Raw genomic sequence first — 17,771 nt, 5'->3', positions numbered from 1 at the left:
CGACTCAGCAGCCACTCTGGTACGCGCTTTGCTAAGTGTAGGTCGATGTCAGCACTATCCCGCAACGGTAACACTATCAGTGACTGCCGTTCGTGGAATAGCCACTGGAATTACCGCGACCGCCTCATGCCGCTTGACCCTGATAAAAGCCAAAACGGGTCGATATCGCCTCATAAGGGTGCGCTGAGGTTCTAGCTCCGACACAACAAGAGCAACTGGAGGTTTGAATGAAGGTATTGAAATCCACCCTGGCCATCGTTTCCGCGGCCGCAGTCCTGGGCGTCAGTGGTTTTGCCCAAGCCGGCGCCACCCTGGACGCCGTGCAGAAGAAGGGTTTTGTGCAATGTGGCGTAAGTGACGGCTTGCCGGGTTTCTCGGTGCCGGACGCCAGCGGCAAGATCCTCGGGATCGACGCCGACTTTTGCCGCGCCGTGGCCGCTGCCGTGTTCGGCGACGCAACCAAGGTCAAATTCAGCCAGTTGAATGCCAAGGAGCGTTTCACCGCGCTGCAGTCCGGTGAAGTCGACATCCTGTCGCGCAATACCACCATGACCAGCTCTCGCGATGCGGGTATGGGCCTGAAATTCCCAGGCTTCATCACTTACTACGACGGCATCGGCTTCCTGGTGAACAACAAGCTGGGGGTCAAAAGCGCCAAGGAACTGGACGGTGCAACCATCTGCATCCAGGCCGGTACCACCACCGAGCTGAACGTTTCCGACTACTTCCGTGGCAACGGTCTGAAATACACCCCGATCACCTTCGACACCTCCGACGAAAGCGCCAAGTCGCTGGAATCCGGGCGTTGCGACGTGCTGACCTCCGACAAGTCCCAACTGTTCGCCCAGCGCAGCAAGTTGGCCTCGCCGAAAGACTACGTGGTGCTGCCGGAAACCATTTCCAAGGAGCCGCTGGGCCCGGTCGTGCGTAATGGCGACGACGAGTGGTTGGCCATCGTGCGCTGGGTCGGCTACGCCATGCTCAACGCCGAAGAAGCCGGTATCACTTCCAAAAACGTCGAAGCTGAAGCCAAGTCCACCAAGAACCCGGACGTCGCGCGCCTGCTCGGTGCCGACGGTGAATACGGCAAAGACCTGAAAGTGAAGAAAGACTGGGTCGTACAGATCGTCAAGCAGGTCGGCAACTACGGTGAAGTGTTCGAGAAAAACCTCGGCAAAAGCACGCCACTGGAAATCGACCGCGGCCTGAACGCGCTGTGGAACAACGGCGGCATTCAATACGCACCGCCTGTGCGCTGATCGCTGATGGTTCTGTCACCCGGTGGGCCAACCGCCGGGTGATGTTCTGTTCCATTCTTTCCGGGGCACTTCATGCAAAATCAAATCGGCGCACCAAAGCAGAAGCTCAGCTTCAGCGATCCCAAAGTGCGTGCGTGGCTCTTCCAGATCATCACGATTGTGGCGGTGGTCTCGCTGGGCTGGTACCTCTTCAACAATACCCAGACCAACCTTCAACACCGGGGCATTACCTCGGGTTTCGACTTTCTCGAGCGCAGTGCCGGCTTCGGCATCGCGCAGCACCTGATTGACTACACCGAATCGGACAGTTACGCCCGGGTGTTTGTGATCGGCTTGCTCAACACCTTGCTGGTGACCGTCATTGGCGTGGTCCTGGCGACGCTGCTCGGTTTCATCATCGGCGTGGCACGTCTGTCGCCGAACTGGATGATCAACAAACTGGCGACCGTGTATGTGGAAGTGTTCCGCAACATTCCGCCGCTGCTGCAAATCCTGTTCTGGTACTTCGCGGTGTTCCTGACCATGCCGGGGCCGCGCAACAGCCATAACTTCGGCGACACCTTCTTTGTCAGCAGCCGTGGCCTGAACATGCCGGCCGCACAGGCCGCCGATGGATTCTGGCCGTTTGTGGCCAGTGTGGTGGTGGCCATTGTGGCGATCGTGCTGATGGCGCGTTGGGCCAACAAGCGCTTTGAAGCGACCGGTGTGCCTTTCCACAAGTTCTGGGCGGGCCTGGCGTTGTTCTTCGTGATCCCGGCGTTGTGCGCGTTGATCTTCGGCGCGCCGCTGCACTGGGAAATGCCCAAGCTGCAAGGGTTCAACTTCGTCGGCGGCTGGGTGTTGATCCCTGAACTGCTGGCGCTGACCCTGGCATTGACGGTGTACACAGCTGCGTTCATCGCCGAGATCGTGCGTTCGGGCATCAAGTCCGTCAGTCACGGCCAGACCGAAGCCGCGCGTTCCCTGGGCCTGCGCCCCGGTCCGACGCTGCGTAAGGTCATCATTCCGCAAGCCTTGCGGGTGATCATTCCGCCGCTGACCAGCCAGTACCTGAACCTGGCGAAAAACTCGTCGTTGGCCGCCGGTATCGGTTACCCGGAAATGGTTTCGCTGTTTGCCGGCACGGTGCTCAACCAGACCGGCCAAGCCATCGAAGTCATTGCCATCACCATGAGCGTGTACCTGGCGATCAGCATCAGCATTTCCCTGCTGATGAACTGGTACAACAAGCGCATTGCGCTGATCGAGCGGTGAGGAAACGCACATGAGTTCTCATACTTTCAAACCTGATATGCCGCCGCCGAGCAAAGTCTTCGGTCCGGTGGCATGGATGCGCGCCAACCTGTTTTCCAGTTGGCTCAACACCCTGCTGACGTTGCTGGCGTTCTACCTGGTGTACCTGGTGGTGCCTCCGATCCTGCATTGGGCGATCCTCGACGCGAACTGGGTGGGCACCACCCGTGCCGATTGCACCAAGGAAGGCGCCTGCTGGGTGTTCATCCAACAGCGCTTCGGGCAGTTCATGTATGGCTACTACCCCGGCGACCTGCGCTGGCGCGTGGACCTGACCGTGTGGCTGGCCATCGTCGGCGTGGCGCCGTTGTTCATCTCGCGTTTTCCCCGCAAGGCGGTCTACGGCCTGGGCTTTCTGGTGCTGTACCCGATCATTGCCTACTTCCTGTTGCATGGCGGGATCTTCGGCCTGACCAACGTGGCGACCAGCCAATGGGGCGGCCTGATGCTGACCCTGGTGATCGCCACCGTGGGCATCGCCGGCGCCTTGCCGCTGGGGATCGTGCTGGCCTTGGGGCGACGTTCGAACATGCCGGCGATTCGGGTGGTCTGCGTGACCTTCATCGAATTCTGGCGCGGCGTGCCGTTGATCACCGTGCTGTTCATGTCGTCGGTGATGCTGCCGTTGTTCCTGCCTGAAGGCATGGGCATCGACAAGCTGCTGCGGGCCTTGATCGGCGTGATCCTGTTCCAGTCGGCCTATGTGGCGGAAGTGGTGCGCGGTGGCTTGCAGGCGATTCCCAAGGGCCAGTACGAAGCGGCCGCGGCGATGGGCCTGGGTTACTGGCGCAGCATGGGCCTGGTGATTCTGCCGCAAGCCCTGAAGCTGGTGATCCCCGGTATCGTCAACACGTTTATTGCGCTGTTCAAGGACACCAGCCTGGTGATCATCATCGGTCTGTTCGACCTGCTCAACAGTGTCAAGCAAGCCGCCGCCGACCCGAAATGGTTGGGCATGGCCACTGAAGGCTACGTGTTCGCCGCCCTGGTGTTCTGGATTTTCTGTTTTGGTATGTCGCGCTATTCCATTCATTTGGAACATAAGCTCGACACAGGCCACAAGCGTTAGGAGTTGTTGTTATGAGCGAAGCGATCAAACAGCCTGTGAGCCCTGAAGGCATTATCCAGATGCAGGGCGTGAACAAGTGGTACGGCCAGTTCCACGTATTGAAAGACATCAACCTCAACGTCAAGCAGGGCGAGCGTATCGTGCTGTGCGGTCCGTCGGGTTCGGGCAAGTCCACCACCATCCGCTGCCTCAATCGCCTGGAAGAGCACCAGCAGGGCCGCATCGTGGTCGACGGCGTGGAACTGACCAACGACCTCAAGCAGATCGAAGCGATCCGCCGCGAAGTCGGCATGGTGTTCCAGCACTTCAACCTGTTCCCGCACCTGACCATCCTGCAGAACTGCACGCTGGCGCCGATGTGGGTGCGCAAGATGCCCAAGCGCAAGGCCGAGGAAATCGCCATGCACTATCTTGAGCGCGTGCGCATTCCGGAGCAGGCCCACAAGTTTCCGGGGCAACTGTCCGGCGGTCAGCAACAGCGTGTGGCGATTGCCCGCGCGCTGTGCATGAAGCCGAAAATCATGCTGTTCGACGAACCGACCTCGGCCCTCGACCCGGAAATGGTGAAAGAGGTGCTGGACACCATGATCGGCCTGGCCGAAGACGGCATGACCATGTTGTGCGTGACCCACGAAATGGGCTTCGCCCGTACCGTGGCCAACCGCGTGATCTTCATGGACAAGGGCGAAATCGTCGAACAGGCGGCGCCGAATGACTTCTTCGACAACCCGCAGAATGACCGGACCAAGTTGTTCCTGAGCCAGATTCTGCATTGATCGATGGCTGACAAAATAAACCCGGCCTGGTGCCGGGTTTATTTTTGGCGGCTATTCAGGTTGTCAGCGTGTTGCCTGAAAACCCTCGTGCGTTGCCTTTGTAGGCAACTCCGAATAGGGTGTAGGAAAATTCATCCTATGATTGGACGAAAGTACATATTCCATGACTGACATCGCCCCCTTGATCAAACGCTCCCTGGTCGACCAGGCGCTGGAGCAGTTGCGCCAGCGCATCACCCAGGGCGCATGGGCCATCGGCGAACGCCTGCCCACCGAGCCTGAGTTGTCCGCCGAGCTGGGGATCAGCCGCAATACCGTGCGCGAGGCCATGCGTGTGTTGGCGTTCTCCGGCTTGATCGAGATCCGCCAGGGCGATGGCAGTTACCTGCGTTCAATGACCGACCCGCTGGGGGCGATGCATGCGCTGTCCCACTGCACCCTGGAGCAGGCCCAGGAAACCCGACGGATTCTGGAAGTGGAAGCGGTCGGCCTGGCCGCGTTGCGCCGTACCGAGGCAGACCTTCAAGCATTGCACCAGGCGCTCAACGCCAGCGCCGCGCTGTACCACGGTGAGCTGGAGGCCTATATCAGCGCCGACCTGGTGTTTCACAAACGCCTGGTGGACGCGGCGCACAACCCGGCGTTGAGCGAGCTGTACCAGTATTTCTCCGCCATCGTCGGCGCGCAGTTGCGCCAGACACTGAACATTTCGCCGCGTCGCCAGGCGGTGTTCGACCTGCATACCGACCTGCTCGACGCCGTGGCGCAGCAAGACCCGGAACGCGCCAAATCCCTTTGCCGGCAGTTGATCCATGAACCCTGAAACCCAACGCATGACCGAACTCGAAGAGCTGTTGATCGACGCCGAAGCCGACGATGACACTGTGCAACAGGCGCATCCGCAGGTGCGTCGTCCCTGGCTGTTGTTGCTGGGGCTGGTGCTGGTGGCGCTGAACCTGCGCCCGGCGCTGTCGAGCCTGTCGCCATTGCTGGCCGATGTGTCGAGCAGCCTGGGCCTGTCGGCGGCCAAGGCCGGTTTGCTGACCACCTTGCCGGTGTTGTGCCTGGGCCTGTTTGCCCCCACGGCGCCGATCCTGGCCCGACGCTTTGGCGCCGAGCGCGTGGTGCTGGGGATTTTGCTGACCCTGGCCGCCGGCATCGTCCTGCGCAGTTCGTTGGGCGAAGTGGGGTTGTTCGTCGGCAGCCTGCTCGCCGGCGCGAGCATCGGCATCATCGGCGTGCTGTTGCCGGGCATCGTCAAGCGTGATTTCGCCCGGCAGGCCGGGGCCATGACCGGGGTCTACACCATGGCCCTGTGCCTGGGCGCGGCGCTGGCGGCGGGTTCCACGGTGCCGCTGAGTCATGCCTTCGGTGACAGTTGGCCCATCGGCCTCGGCTTCTGGATGCTGCCGGCGCTGGTGGCGGCGTTGTGCTGGTGGCCCCAGGTCGGCGAGAAACACGGTGCCCACCAGGTGGCGTACCGGGTGAAGGGCTTGTTGCGTGATCCGCTGGCCTGGCAAGTGACCTTGTACATGGGCCTGCAATCGTCCCTGGCGTACATCGTGTTCGGCTGGCTGCCGTCGATCCTCATCGGCCGGGGCCTGAGCGCTACCGAGGCGGGGTTGGCGCTGTCCGGCTCGATCATCGTGCAACTGTTCAGTTCCCTGGCCGCGCCGTGGCTGGCCACGCGAGGCAAGGACCAGCGTCTGGCCATCGTGGTGGTGATGCTGCTGACCCTGGGCGGCCTGTTCGGTTGCCTGTATGCGCCGCTCGATGGCCTGTGGGGTTGGGCCATCGTGCTCGGCCTGGGGCAGGGCGGTACCTTCAGCCTGGCGCTGACCCTGATCGTGCTGCGCTCGCGGGATGCCCACGTGGCGGCCAACCTGTCGAGCATGGCCCAGGGCATCGGTTATACCCTGGCGTCCTTCGGGCCGTTCGCGGTGGGCCTGGTGCACGACTGGACCGGCGGCTGGTCGGCCATCGGCTGGATCTTCGCGGTGATCGGCCTGGGCGCGATCGTCGCCGGGCTGGGCGCAGGGCGGGCGTTGTATGTGCAGGTCACCAGCGAAAAAGTCTAGAGATACACCACCTCCAGCGTGGCGAGCCCGTCAAGCGCGGTCTCGCGGCTCAAGTCCAGGTTTTGCGTGGCGTTGATCAGGGTTTCGACCTTGACCGTGCTGCTCAGCGTCTGGATCGCCGAGGGGCCGGCCGTGCTGCCGGCGGTGTCGGTGAAGCCCAGGTAACTGTTGGCGCCGATGCTGATCGGATTGAGATTGGCCGTGCGCCAGGCCAGGCCGCCGGTGGTGGACTCCGTGCCATAGGCCTGCGCGGTGCTGTCGACCACGGTTTGCAGAGGGTCGAAGGTCATGGAGTACAGGCCGATGCGGTTGCCGCTGTGGTCCAGGCCCAGGCCGTAGTAAATCTCGCTGTTGACCATGGCCGAACCGTCGCGATTGTCGTGCATGCGCAAGGCAAAGCGGTTCGGCGCGTTGCAGGCGATGTTGACGTGCAGCGGCTTGACCGGCAGGCGCGTGCTGCGGTCCACCTTGAGGTCCTGTTGGGAAATCTTGCCGTAGTCGATCACCGCACCGTCGGACAACTGCGGGGTGCAGGCGGTGGGCGTGATGAGGCCTGTGACCGCCAGGTCCACGATCGAGGCGGCCTGCACTGCGGATGTGCCGCCGAGCAGCAGGGAGAAAAGGGCGATACCGGGCTTTTTCATGCGTTGATCCCAAGGATTACAAGTAAATGATTTCCAGCGTGCCGGAGCCGTTGATGTGCACCACGCTGCGCAAGTCCAGGGTCTGCATCGGCGCCAGGTAGGCTTTGATACGCAGCGTGCCGGTGAGGTTCTGCAGCGGCACGGGGCCCAGGGTGCTGGCGGTGCGGTTGGTGAAGCCCATGAGGCTGTTGGCTGCGATGGGGATCTGCCGCGAGCTGGAACTGCTCCAGGCGGCCCCGCCACTGGTGGAGTCGGTGCGATACAGCGTGCCGAGGGCGTCGGCGCTGAATTCTGCCGGGTCGATGTTGACGTAATAGCGACCGATCTTGTTGTGGCTGTTATCCAGGTCCAGGCCGTAGGCGGTTTCATCGGTGCCGCCGGTGGCCGAACCGTTGCGGTTGTCGTGCATCTTCAGGGCGAAAGGTGTGGCGGCGTCGCAGCTCACCGAGAGCTGCAAGGTGCGGGTGGGCAATGGCGTTTCATTGCTGGCACTGAGGTCCTTGGCCAGCAGCGTGCCGTAATCCACCAGCCCGCCGTTGGATAACTGCGGCACGCAGGCCACGGGGGCGAAGTGGGCCTGCAATGTCAGTTCGCGGCTGGCGTGGCGGTTATGCAGGCTCCCGGAGGCTTCCCAGGTCGTGGCCTCCCTGACACGGGTGGCGGCGGCATCGGCCCAGGCGCTGACACTCAGTTGCAGCGCGAAGTGCTTGCCGGTGAGCCGTGTGCCGTTCTGCACCGGAGCGATGCCGTGGCCCGGTCGCCAGTCCAGCGTGGTCCCGATCGCGATCGGTGGCTGTCCGCTGGCAGGCAGCAACCCCAGGCTGACCGCCTGGCCGTCGAGTACACCCTCGCTGACTTGCAACGCGTAGCTGCCCTGTGCGGTGAACTGCAAGCGTTCTGCGTTGGCTGCCAGGGCGCGATAAAACAGGCTCGGATCGGTGGGCCGCGGGCAGTTGAACGTCAGGCGCAGGTGGCGCTCGCCGAGCAGACGCTGGGCGGCGCTGTCGCGCTGGGCGGCGCGGTTCATCAAGCCGAAATCCAGGCGCGACTCGCTGACGTTCAACTGGCATTCGTCGTCGGCCTGGGCCGTGTTGAACGCAGCGAGTATCACGCCAATGAAGATCGGCCGGCGCAGGCGATGGGCAAGCATCAGGGCAGTCATCGGTCATCCTCCAGGGGTGTGGCAGCGGGCGGTGGCGGTTTCGAAATACACCGTCGGATCGGGCTTGGCCGGTAATTCGTAGCGCAGTTCGCAGCGGTCCCTGTCGGGGGCGCTGACCCACAACGGCGTGTGCTCCAGCACGTTGGGCAGGAACACTTGGCCGCTCTCCTGGACCAGGGTGACGAACTCGCCATCGGCGGTGCTCACCATGGCGCCACGGGGCAGCGGCTGACCCTGATCATCACGCGCGTTCAGCAGCAGCCGGCGGGTCAGGGCCACGCCGAACGCGACGCGATCCACCGCGCCGCGTCCGGCCGAAATCATCGCCAGGCCATTGTTCACATCCGCATTGCGCGGCAGCGAGCGGGTCTGCACTTCCACCGGGCTGCGGCCATAGGCGTTGACTTGGGGCACCACCGCCTGGCCTTGCCAGTCGGTCCAGACCGGGCCGCTGGGAGTGCTGAGCTTGATGCCGCTCATGTCGCCTACCGACACCAGGGCGAAGGTGTCGCGCACCGGATAGGGGGAGAAGGTGACGCCACTGTCGTGCACCACCACCGCACCTCGGGCGCCGCCCTGGTAGCTCGAGCGTTCGGCGTCGCTGCGGCTATAGCTCAGGTCGAGCTGGCTGTAGCGGGGCAGGGCGGAGACCCCCACGCTGGTCTCCACTTGCCGGTCGCGGGTGTCGTACTCGGCGGCGACCCGATAACTGAGTTGATCGTCGATCTGTTCGTTCAAGCCCAGCCCCGAGCGATGCTCACCCCCGGAGTTGCGCACCCAGGCGCGGACCCGGCGGCTTTCGCCAAGGGGCAGGCTCAGGTTCAGGTACACCGCGTTGTCTTGCTGCTGGCGCCCGCCCATCTGCCATTCGGCACTGGCCGACAGCGACACGCCGTTGATACTGGTGCCCCAGGAGGCCAGCCCGCGACTGCTGCTGTCCCCGTTAAAGCTGCTCGAGCGCGACACCCCGGCGCTGAACGCCCCCAGCCATGGGTGGGAAAAGCCCAGGGTTGCGCTTTGCTGATCGCGATAACGGGAGCTGCGCGGTCGCTCGGGCTGGATGTCGTAGATGGCGTCCTCCAGCTCGCGATAGCCTGGAGAGCGCCAGGTGTTGGCCAGACTGAACGACCACTGGTCACTCAAGCGCTGGGACCATGACAGGTCGGTTTGCATGCCGCGCGCGTTGTCCCGGGCCTGTGCGTCGGCGAGTTGGCTGGCGAGCTGGAGCTGACTGTCCAGGCCCGGCAGCCAGGCCAGGCTGGCGCCGACGGCGCGGTATTCACTGGCCGTCATGATTGCGCCGCCGAGGGACAGTTGCGGATGCACCGCGCCGTTCCAGCCGGCACTGACCACCCACGGATCGTCGCCGTGGGCGTTGCCGATGTTGCGCACGCGGCCGGCGGCCAGCGAGTAACCCGCCGCCGGCAGCCCCAGGCCGAGCATGGCCGCCGGCACGGTAAAGCGCCGTTCGCCGCCGACACTTTCCTTGATCGTCACCTCGACGTCCGAACGTGTGTTCAAGCGCCGTACATCGGTCAGGGCGAAGGGGCCGGCAGGTACCACGGTGGAGTGAATCAACGCGCCGTTCTGGCGCACTTCCACCTGCGCCGGGCTGTTGGCGATGCCCTCGATGGTCGCGCCTTGCGCCTGGTCTTGCAGGGCCTGTTCGGTGAACACCTGGACGCCGTTGATCTGCGCGCCGGACAGTATCGGGTTATAGAGGCTGATCTGTCCGGCCTGCAGCACCGCCTGGTGCTGGGCAAAGGTGCGCTGGGCGTAGGCTTCCAGATGGGTGCTGCGCGACAGGCCGTCCTGCCAGGTCTGCACCTGGCGGCTGCGCACGATCCAGTCGCCGGCGTTGAAACCGACTTCGGTATTGGCCGAGCCGAAGCGGCTGGCGTCATCGCCAAAGCGGTTGTAGAACCCGGTGAGGTCATAGTTGAGCAAGCCTGCGACACCGCCGGCCTGATACCCCGAAATATCCTGCTGCCGGGGGCGCAAGGCCTCGGTCGGCACCACCAGCGATACGCTGAGGGTGGCCGGGTCGGGCTCCACCAGGCTTTGCGGGAATTGGCCGAGAAAGTCATGGCAACGGGCGCTGTCCGCCGGGATCACCAGCTCGGCGGCGTCGAGCAAGGCGCGGTCGAAACACAAGGCGCCGTGTCGATCGAAACCGACCTCCAGGCGGCCACGCTTCTGGCCGTTGACCCACAGGCTCACCGGGTGTTTTCCGGCGGCAAAACGCGGCGCGTCCAACAGCACGCTGGCCAGTTGCGGGTCGATACCGCGCTGGTTGAGGGTCTTGGCGTCAAAGCCTTCAGCGTCATCGGCCCAGGCCACGTCGGGGAGCAGGGCGCAGCTCAATAGCCAGGCCGGCCAGGCACGGAGGGAGGGAGCGGCGGGCACGGCGTTGCCGTCAGGGTAGTTCACGACTGTTTTTATCCAAGGCAATCGAATGTCGGACGTCTGCGCGTCCCGGTGACGGTCGTTAAGCCGTCACTTCGTTTGGGCGGCGCGAGGGCCTGTGCGTTGCGTCAGCGAAGGGTGATCGGTGCGTCGTAGGCCGCCACCGCGAAGCCATACAGGGTGGCCGGTTGCAGCCGCACGGTGCTGGCGCCCGCGCCGCTGGCCGGTACCCGCAAGCGTTCGCCCGGTAACACATAGGTGCGCGGCAGCATCGCCCTGCCGTCGCCGGGCAGCAGGCGCAGTTCCTGGGCCAGGCGCACCACGTAGGGGGTGTCGTTGTGCACCTGCAGTTCGTTGTTTTGCAGGTGCCAGGTCAAGCCGGTCCAGGGGGTGCGATTGGTCGCCAGGCCCTTGGGATGAATGATCACCGGCAGGTTCTGGCGCACGGTGACCCCGACCCGCGCATGGCCGGCCTCGGTGGCGGGGCGCCCCTTGGGCATGCCTTCGAAAACCACCCGCTTGAGGCGCTGGCTCTTGAGCGGTTGCTGATCCTGGAAGATGAAGCGCACCAACTGCGATTTGCCCGGCTCCACGCGCGACAAGGGCGGGGTGACCACCAGCAGCGGTTCGGTGTCTTCGGGAATGTCTTCCAGGGTGACGTGCAGCAGGGCCAGTTGATTGTCGGTGTTGGTCACCGACACGCTGGCTTCGCCCTCCTGTTCATACACGATCACCACGGAGGTGTCGGGGACCATGCCGTCGGCTTGGGCATTGAGGCTCAACAGCAACGTCAGGGCCGCGATGTTCAAAAGTTGCGTGGTCATGATGGGCATTCCAGTGGGCAGAAAGAAGGGTCAGAGGTAGCGCAGATCCAGGACGATGGACCCGTCCAGGGGAACCTCTTGGTTCAGGGTCAGGTCGTTCGCCACGTTGAGGGTCGTTTCGACCTGAAGCTGGGTGGTCAGTTGGCGGATGAAGTCCGGCTGACGGTCGCCGGGCAGGGCGAAACCGGCAAAGACCTTGGGCTCGGCGTTGGGCCGGGGTGTCCAGGTTTCGCCATTGTCGAGGGACGTCAGTACCTGCATGGGCTGGGCATCGCCTATGGGGTTGCGATACGACAGCGCCACGCTGCCCAGGCGCTCGTCGGGGGCGTGGAGGTTGGTGCCCAGCCCGTAGACCCCCGGCGCCAGCGCCGACGCCGAGCGGTTGTCGATCCCCACCAGCGCGAACAGCATGGGCCTGGTGCATTGCACCGACAGCTCCAGCAGCAGGCTGGGCAACACGGTGAATTCATCGCCGTTGAGGACGTGTGTGGGAATCTTGCCGTGGTCGACAATGCCTTCTTCCGACAGCTCGACGTGGCAGGCGTCCGGGGTCAGGCGGCCGGTCACCGTGACGTCGACGATGGACGCCGACCAGGCGGGAGTCGCGAGGAACGACGTCAGCAGAGCGGCTAATGCAATGGGCTGCAGGTTCATGGGGATCACTGGCTGAAGGAGGGGGGCCGGTCTGAAAGGAAAGGCCATGACCGAGCATGGCCTTCCCGGCATTACAGGTACTTCACTTCCAGCGTGGCCGAGCCGTCCAGGGTGACTTCGTTGCTCAGGTCCAGGCTGTCGGTGCGGGCGATCGTGGTATCCACGGTCATTTGCGCGACCAGTTCCTTGACCGGCGTCGGCTGCGTGCCGCCAGCCGTGTCGGCGACCGACATGTACACGCCCGGCTCCCACGACTTTTCGTCGTACCAGGTGTTGCCGCCATCCGCCGAGGCAATGGTTTTCATCTGTACGCCATCGGCGACCGCGTTTTGCAGCGTCAACTGAAACCAGCCGAGTTTCTGCGTGCCGTTGATGAAGCCCAGGCCATAGATCTCCCTCATCATCGACGAGTCGGCGCGGTTATCGATCGAATTCAAGGCAAACGGAATCGCCCCGTCACACAGCACCGCGACCGTCATGGTGTGGGTGCCGATGAGGGTGGGGTTGTCCGGGCGCAGGTCCTTGGCGGAAATTTTCCCGTGATCGATGATCCCGCCGCTGGACAGGCTCGGGGTGCAGGCGCTGGGAATGATCAGACCCTTGACCGCCAGGTCCACGGTAGAGGCGGCATAGGTGGTGGCGCAGGTCAGTAGCATCACGCTGGCGGCGACGGTGTTGAGCAGGGTTTTCATGGGGAACGAACTCCTTTCCAGAGGGTGGGATTACAAGTACGTGAGTTGGACGGTGGCGTGCCCGTCGACGGGAACCTCGTCCAGCAAGGTCAAGCGCTCGGTCGGGGCGATATGGGTGTACAGGCGAATCTCGGCGTCAAACTCCTGAACTGCGGCGGGCACGTTATTGCTGCCGCGCGCAATCGCCGTCAGCCACAGATGGTTCAACTGGCTGGCCGGTATCCAGCTCACGCCACCGTCGTTGGAATTGATGATGCGTGCCGCAACGCCGTCCGCTACCGGGGTGTAGAGGTGGAAGCTGGAACCGCCGATTTTTTCGTTGTTCGGCGTCATACCCAGGCCATGCCAGTAATCGTGGTTGGCCGATGTGCCGGCGCGGTTATCGACGGTGTTGAGGGTGAAAAAAGTCGACCCTTCACAGCGCACGCTCAGGTGCAGGCTTTGATTGGGCAGTGCGGTGAATTGGTCGGCATTGAGCGAACCGACCGAAATTTTGCCGAAGTCGACCACGCCGCCACCGGAAATCAGCGGTTCGCAGGCGCTGGGCGTGATGCTGCCCTTGACGCTGAGGTCGGAGGTGCTGGCGGCGAACGCCGGTGGGGCAAGCAGCAGTGTCAGCATGAGGCGAGAGGCGAAAGCGTTCATGGGCGAGGGCCTTTGTTCACAGGAATCGGGTGGGCGTCCGTGGGATTACAGGTACTTCACTTCAATCGTGGCCGAGCCATCGAGCGGCACTTCCTGGCTCAGATCCATCCCGGCGGCGTCGTAAATGCCAGTCGCGATTTCCAGCTCCACGGCCAGCTCGCGGCCGGCAATGGGGAGGCTGGTGTCCGCAGGGGTGCTTATCGCGAACAGCGGACCGGGCTCGAACATGTCTTCAGGGCGCCAGGTGTTGCCGTTGTCGTAGGAGACGATCGAACGCGCGGTTGCGCCGTCCATCACTGGGTTGTTGAAGTACAGGTAGAACCAGCCCAGTTTTTTGTCGCCGTTGACGAACCCCAGTCCGAAACTGCTGCTGGAGCCGCTGGCTGTGCGGTTATCGATGGCCTTGAGGCCGAAGAGGGTTTGCGCCTCGCAGCTCACGTTCATCTGCACGGTGTGTTTGGGCAGGTAAGTGGGGTTGCCCTGGTTGAGGTCGCCCGCCGACAGCTTTCCATGGTCGATCACCCCTCCGCCGGACAAGATGGGCGAACAGGCGCTGGGGGTGATCAAACCCTTGACGCTCAGGTCGATGGCACTGGCGGCATAGGCGGTGGAAAAGAGGTTGAGTAACAGGGCGGTACTCAACAGTGTCAGGGAATTGCGCATTTCAGAACTTCCACTACAAGGCTGGCGGATAAAAGCACGCACACGGCAGCGCCCGATCTTTCGGCTAAGACGGCGAGCACGGCGGCTGGTTATGTTGGGTTGGGACCACCGCCAATGGCGGGCCCATTCCCTCTTTGTGGGGTGGCGGCAATTTAGCCGGGGGACGAGGTGGGGGGAATACAACTATTACGACAATAGCGAATGGCGGTTATTCAGACATAAGGATGTAGGAGTTTATGATTCGATTTGTAGGAAAGTTGGTTTTTTCGTAGTTGTTGTATCGTCATATCCAGCCCTGGAGGCTATTTATTGCGACTTATTAACAGTCATATGAGTGCGCGCTGTTCTTTATTGGCTGTTGCGTCTTTCTCACCCACCCAGGTGGGCGTTAATGAACTCATGGACTGAAACATCAATGTAAGCGCAATTGAGGTGACCATGGTGACAAGGGCGTTTTTCAATCCAGTACCTGTCCTGACGTCCTCACTGCAGCAAATAGAGGGGCGGGCGCCTTGCCCTGCGAGGTTTGCCTGGCCGACACGGACCAGCCTGCTCGAGATTTTCGGCAGTGACGAGGTGGTGAACCGGGTGTTGGTCAGTTTGATGAATGAAGCGCGGGAAGACGGGGCCTTGCTGGAGCAGGCGCTGGCCAGTGCCGACGCCCCGCTGGTGATGGAGCGGTTGCATCGTCTGGTGGGCAGCCTGGCTTTCGTCGGTGGGGCTGACCTGGAGCGGCATGGGGAGCAACTGATCGCGCAAGTCCAGGTTTATGGCTTAGTGGCAAGTACGCCGCAATTACATGCGTTTCAGCGCAACTTGCAGGTGTATATCACCTATTTGAGCCGCTTATGAAGCATCGGCATACAGCGGCTTGTAGAAAGCTGTTCTTCTGCAACAGAGGTTTTGGATGTAGGTAATTTCTGTTTGTTTTGTAGGCATTAAGTAGCCGGCTATCAAACACTGGACGCGCTTCGAAAGCGAGCGCGTCGGGTGGTTGTTGCGCCGCGTGGACACAGGTATTTTTGCGCGAATCCAAGTTGCCATCATTCATGGGTATTTATGCTTCGTGTAATTATTGCCGACGACCATCCCATTGTGCGTATCGGACAGCGGGTGGTAATTGAGGCGGGCGGTAAGTGCAAAGTCGTTGGCGAGGCCGATGGTCCCGATGAATTGCTCAGGTTGTTGAGCACCGTGGCCTGTGATGTGCTGGTGACCGACTTCGCCATGCCTGGCGGTCAGCAGGCGGATGGTTACGGGTTGCTGGGGCTGTTGCGTCGTCAGTACCCCGCACTGCCGGTGATCCTGGTCACTATGTTCGCCAACGTGGCCACGCTACGCGCTTCGTTTGCCCACGGGGCGCGAGCGATCGTCGCCAAAAGCGCTTCGGCCAGGGAACTTCCCATCGCGATCAACGCGGTGATCAAGGGGGAGACCTTTGCCAGTGAGTGCTTGCGGGTCCAGTTGGTAAGCGCGGGCCCCGGCGACCAGCTGCAACAGCCCCAGTTATCCAGCAAGGAGCGGGAAGTGGTGCGGATGCTGGCCAGCGGCATGACCGTCAGCCAGATCGCGGCACGGGTCAACCGCAGTATTTCCACGATCAGCAAACAGAAAAGCACGGCCATGAGCCGGCTGTGCATTTCCACCGACGTCGACCTGTTCGCCTACGCGCGCAGTTGCGGCATGGTGCCCTAGCTTTTGGCGCGGCATTGCCGGTGTAAATGCCGATAGAGTTTTGCCGGTGCCCGGACTATCTTGGGCCGCTCACACCCCTGGTTTGGAACCTGCCCATGAGCGACGCCCACAATGCCCTGATCACCGAGTTCTACAGCGCCTTCCAGCGGCTGGATGCCGAGGCCATGGCGGCCTGCTACACCGAGGATGTGCTGTTCAGCGACCCGGCCTTCGGCGAACTGCGCGGCCGCGACGCTGGCGATATGTGGCGCATGCTCACCACGCGCGCCAAGGACTTCTCCCTGACCTTCGACCATGTGCGCAGCGACGACACCACCGGCAGCGCGCATTGGGTAGCGACTTACCTGTTCAGCGCGACCGGCAATACCGTGGTCAACGATATCGGCGCGCGGTTCGTGTTTCGCGAGGGCAAGATCTGCGAGCACCACGACCACTTCGACCTGTGGCGCTGGTCCCGCCAGGCCCTGGGCTTCAAAGGCCTGGTGCTGGGCTGGTCGCCGGCCCTGAAAAACGCCGTGCGCGCCCAGGCGCTCAAAGGCCTGAGGGCATTTCAGGGCGGTCGTTGATAAGCTTGGCGCTTCCCTGGTCTGCAGAACTCGACACGTGACTGAGCCTTCCGAACCCAAACCCTGGTTCGTCTACCTGGTACGCGCCGCCAATGGCGCGTTGTATTGCGGGATCAGCAATGACCCGGTGCGCCGTTTTGCCTCTCACCAGAGCGGCAAGGGCGCGCGGTTTTTCCTCTCCAGCCCGGCGGTGGCGCTGGTGTACACCGAACGATGTGCGAGCAAGGGCGACGCGCTGCGCCAGGAGCGGCTGATCAAAAAGTTGAAGAAGAGCGCCAAGGAATGCCTGGCGGCCAGTGGCTCATTGATTTGACTGATAGGTTCCCATTGCCCCCGCGCACGGTGTTGCAGGCTAAGCTAGGCGTTCACTTCTCCAGCGGAGCCTGGCATGTCCGAGTTGATCCTCCACCACTACCCGCAGTCCCCGTTCGCTGAAAAAGCCCGTCTGATGTTGGGCTTCAAGGGCTTGTCCTGGCACTCGGTGCATATCTCGCCGGTGATGCCCAAGCCAGACCTGACCGCCCTCACCGGCGGCTATCGCAAGACCCCGGTGCTGCAAGTGGGCGCCGATATCTACTGCGACACCGCCTTGATCGCCCGACGCCTGGAGCAAGAAAAAGCCGGCCCGGCGCTGTTTCCCCAAGGCCTTGAGCTGGTTGCCCAGGGCTTCGCCGCCTGGGCCGATTCGTTGGTGTTTGCCCATGCCGTCGCGCTGGTGTTCCAGCCTGAATCCCTGGCGGTCAAATTCGCCAAGGTGCCACCGGAAATGCTCCAGGTCCTGGTGGCCGACCGCAGCAAACTGTTCAGCGGTGGCACGGCTGCCCGTGTGCAATTGGACCAGGCCCTGCACCAATGGCCGGCGATCGTCGGCCGTATCAATCAGCAACTGCAGCACCAGCAGGGGGATTTCCTCTTTGGCGAGCCGTCGATTGCCGACTTTGCCTTGGCCCATCCCTTGTGGTTCCTCAAAGGCTCGTCCGTGACCGCACCCCTGGTGGATGCTTATCCCGCCGTTACCACCTGGCTGGAACGGGTGCTGAGTTTCGGCCATGGCACGGCAACCCAGATGAGCGCCGAGCAGGCCCTCGACGTGGCGCGTAACGCCACCCCCGCCGAGGTGCCGGATGAACGCTTCGAGGACTTGAACGGCTACAAGGCCGGTCAGCAGGTCAGCATCGCGGCCACTGACTACGGCACCGACGCCGTGGCTGGTGAACTGCTGTTTGTCGGGCGCGAAGAACTGATCCTGCGCCGCACCGACGAACGTGCCGGCACCGTGCATGTGCATTTCCCACGCATGGGTTTCCGCCTTCAGGCGCAATAATCCTCTCCCCTGTAGGAGCGA

General features: G+C 62.7%; 19 protein-coding genes. 11 read left to right on the top strand and 8 right to left on the bottom strand.

The window, feature by feature from the left end; genetic code table 11:
• Window positions 1-227: 227 nt before the first annotated feature.
• From BLR63_RS17340 to BLR63_RS17315, 6 genes are all read left to right on the top strand, one after another.
• A complete protein-coding gene (locus tag BLR63_RS17340) occupies window positions 228-1,259 on the top strand; it encodes an amino acid ABC transporter substrate-binding protein (RefSeq protein ID WP_010564018.1) in 1,032 nt (343 codons plus the stop codon).
• 72 nt (window positions 1,260-1,331) lie between these two features.
• Entirely contained in the window at window positions 1,332-2,513 is a 1,182-nt protein-coding gene (locus BLR63_RS17335; RefSeq protein WP_010564019.1) for an amino acid ABC transporter permease, read from the top strand.
• A gap of 10 nt (window positions 2,514-2,523) precedes the next feature.
• Entirely contained in the window at window positions 2,524-3,621 is a 1,098-nt protein-coding gene (locus tag BLR63_RS17330) for an amino acid ABC transporter permease (protein ID WP_010564020.1), read from the top strand.
• 11 nt (window positions 3,622-3,632) lie between these two features.
• Window positions 3,633-4,397 (top strand): amino acid ABC transporter ATP-binding protein, encoded by a 765-nt coding sequence (locus BLR63_RS17325; RefSeq protein WP_003171943.1) that lies wholly within the window; start codon window positions 3,633-3,635, stop codon window positions 4,395-4,397.
• Between the two features lie 163 nt (window positions 4,398-4,560).
• Window positions 4,561-5,220, top strand: a complete 660-nt coding sequence (locus BLR63_RS17320) for a FadR/GntR family transcriptional regulator (protein WP_010564021.1) — start codon at window positions 4,561-4,563, stop codon at window positions 5,218-5,220.
• Complete coding sequence (locus tag BLR63_RS17315; protein WP_010564022.1) at window positions 5,210-6,475, top strand: CynX/NimT family MFS transporter; 1,266 nt, start codon at window positions 5,210-5,212, stop codon at window positions 6,473-6,475. Before BLR63_RS17320 ends, BLR63_RS17315 begins: the two co-directional genes overlap by 11 nt.
• Here BLR63_RS17315 and BLR63_RS17310 read toward each other — a convergent pair.
• The 8 genes from BLR63_RS17310 to BLR63_RS17275 form a co-directional block, all read right to left on the bottom strand.
• Window positions 6,472-7,119: a DUF1120 domain-containing protein gene (locus tag BLR63_RS17310; RefSeq protein WP_010564023.1), complete on the bottom strand. Its 648-nt coding sequence runs from the start codon at window positions 7,117-7,119 to the stop codon at window positions 6,472-6,474. The genes BLR63_RS17315 and BLR63_RS17310 overlap by 4 nt on opposite strands.
• A gap of 16 nt (window positions 7,120-7,135) precedes the next feature.
• The gene (locus BLR63_RS17305) at window positions 7,136-8,281 is read right to left on the bottom strand and encodes a DUF1120 domain-containing protein (protein ID WP_010564024.1); all 1,146 of its coding nucleotides are present in this window, start codon (window positions 8,279-8,281) and stop codon (window positions 7,136-7,138) included.
• A gap of 3 nt (window positions 8,282-8,284) precedes the next feature.
• Window positions 8,285-10,711, bottom strand: coding sequence for a fimbria/pilus outer membrane usher protein (locus BLR63_RS17300; RefSeq protein ID WP_010564025.1), 2,427 nt, complete (start codon window positions 10,709-10,711; stop codon window positions 8,285-8,287).
• A gap of 104 nt (window positions 10,712-10,815) precedes the next feature.
• Window positions 10,816-11,511: a fimbria/pilus chaperone family protein gene (locus tag BLR63_RS17295; RefSeq protein WP_010564026.1), complete on the bottom strand. Its 696-nt coding sequence runs from the start codon at window positions 11,509-11,511 to the stop codon at window positions 10,816-10,818.
• 30 nt (window positions 11,512-11,541) lie between these two features.
• Entirely contained in the window at window positions 11,542-12,165 is a 624-nt protein-coding gene (locus tag BLR63_RS17290) for a DUF1120 domain-containing protein (RefSeq protein WP_010564027.1), read from the bottom strand.
• 71 nt (window positions 12,166-12,236) lie between these two features.
• Complete coding sequence (locus BLR63_RS17285; RefSeq protein WP_010564028.1) at window positions 12,237-12,857, bottom strand: DUF1120 domain-containing protein; 621 nt, start codon at window positions 12,855-12,857, stop codon at window positions 12,237-12,239.
• Between the two features lie 30 nt (window positions 12,858-12,887).
• Window positions 12,888-13,502: a DUF1120 domain-containing protein gene (locus BLR63_RS17280; RefSeq protein ID WP_010564029.1), complete on the bottom strand. Its 615-nt coding sequence runs from the start codon at window positions 13,500-13,502 to the stop codon at window positions 12,888-12,890.
• A gap of 45 nt (window positions 13,503-13,547) precedes the next feature.
• On the bottom strand, window positions 13,548-14,165 hold the full coding sequence (locus tag BLR63_RS17275; protein WP_010564030.1) for a DUF1120 domain-containing protein: 618 nt from the start codon (window positions 14,163-14,165) through the stop codon (window positions 13,548-13,550).
• A gap of 588 nt (window positions 14,166-14,753) precedes the next feature.
• On the opposite strand from BLR63_RS17275, the gene BLR63_RS31255 reads away from it, so the two are divergent.
• The 5 genes from BLR63_RS31255 (at window position 14,754) to BLR63_RS17250 (ending at window position 17,750) form a co-directional block, all read left to right on the top strand.
• Complete coding sequence (locus BLR63_RS31255) at window positions 14,754-15,017, top strand: Hpt domain-containing protein (protein ID WP_130926079.1); 264 nt, start codon at window positions 14,754-14,756, stop codon at window positions 15,015-15,017.
• Window positions 15,018-15,224: 207 nt separating this feature from the next.
• Entirely contained in the window at window positions 15,225-15,860 is a 636-nt protein-coding gene (locus tag BLR63_RS17265; RefSeq protein ID WP_010564032.1) for a response regulator transcription factor, read from the top strand.
• A 95-nt stretch (window positions 15,861-15,955) separates the two neighbouring features.
• Window positions 15,956-16,426, top strand: coding sequence for a nuclear transport factor 2 family protein (locus BLR63_RS17260; RefSeq protein WP_010564033.1), 471 nt, complete (start codon window positions 15,956-15,958; stop codon window positions 16,424-16,426).
• 37 nt (window positions 16,427-16,463) lie between these two features.
• The gene (locus BLR63_RS17255) at window positions 16,464-16,739 is read left to right on the top strand and encodes a GIY-YIG nuclease family protein (RefSeq protein ID WP_010564034.1); all 276 of its coding nucleotides are present in this window, start codon (window positions 16,464-16,466) and stop codon (window positions 16,737-16,739) included.
• Window positions 16,740-16,814: 75 nt separating this feature from the next.
• The gene (locus BLR63_RS17250; RefSeq protein ID WP_010564035.1) at window positions 16,815-17,750 is read left to right on the top strand and encodes a glutathione S-transferase family protein; all 936 of its coding nucleotides are present in this window, start codon (window positions 16,815-16,817) and stop codon (window positions 17,748-17,750) included.
• The last annotated feature ends 21 nt before the right edge of the window (window positions 17,751-17,771 follow it).

Origin of the sequence: Pseudomonas extremaustralis (genome assembly GCF_900102035.1) — a bacterium.
In the GTDB taxonomy this organism is placed as follows: domain Bacteria; phylum Pseudomonadota; class Gammaproteobacteria; order Pseudomonadales; family Pseudomonadaceae; genus Aquipseudomonas; species Aquipseudomonas extremaustralis.
Note: the sequence above shows the minus strand (reverse complement) of the source record. Positions and strands in the feature narration are given on the sequence as shown.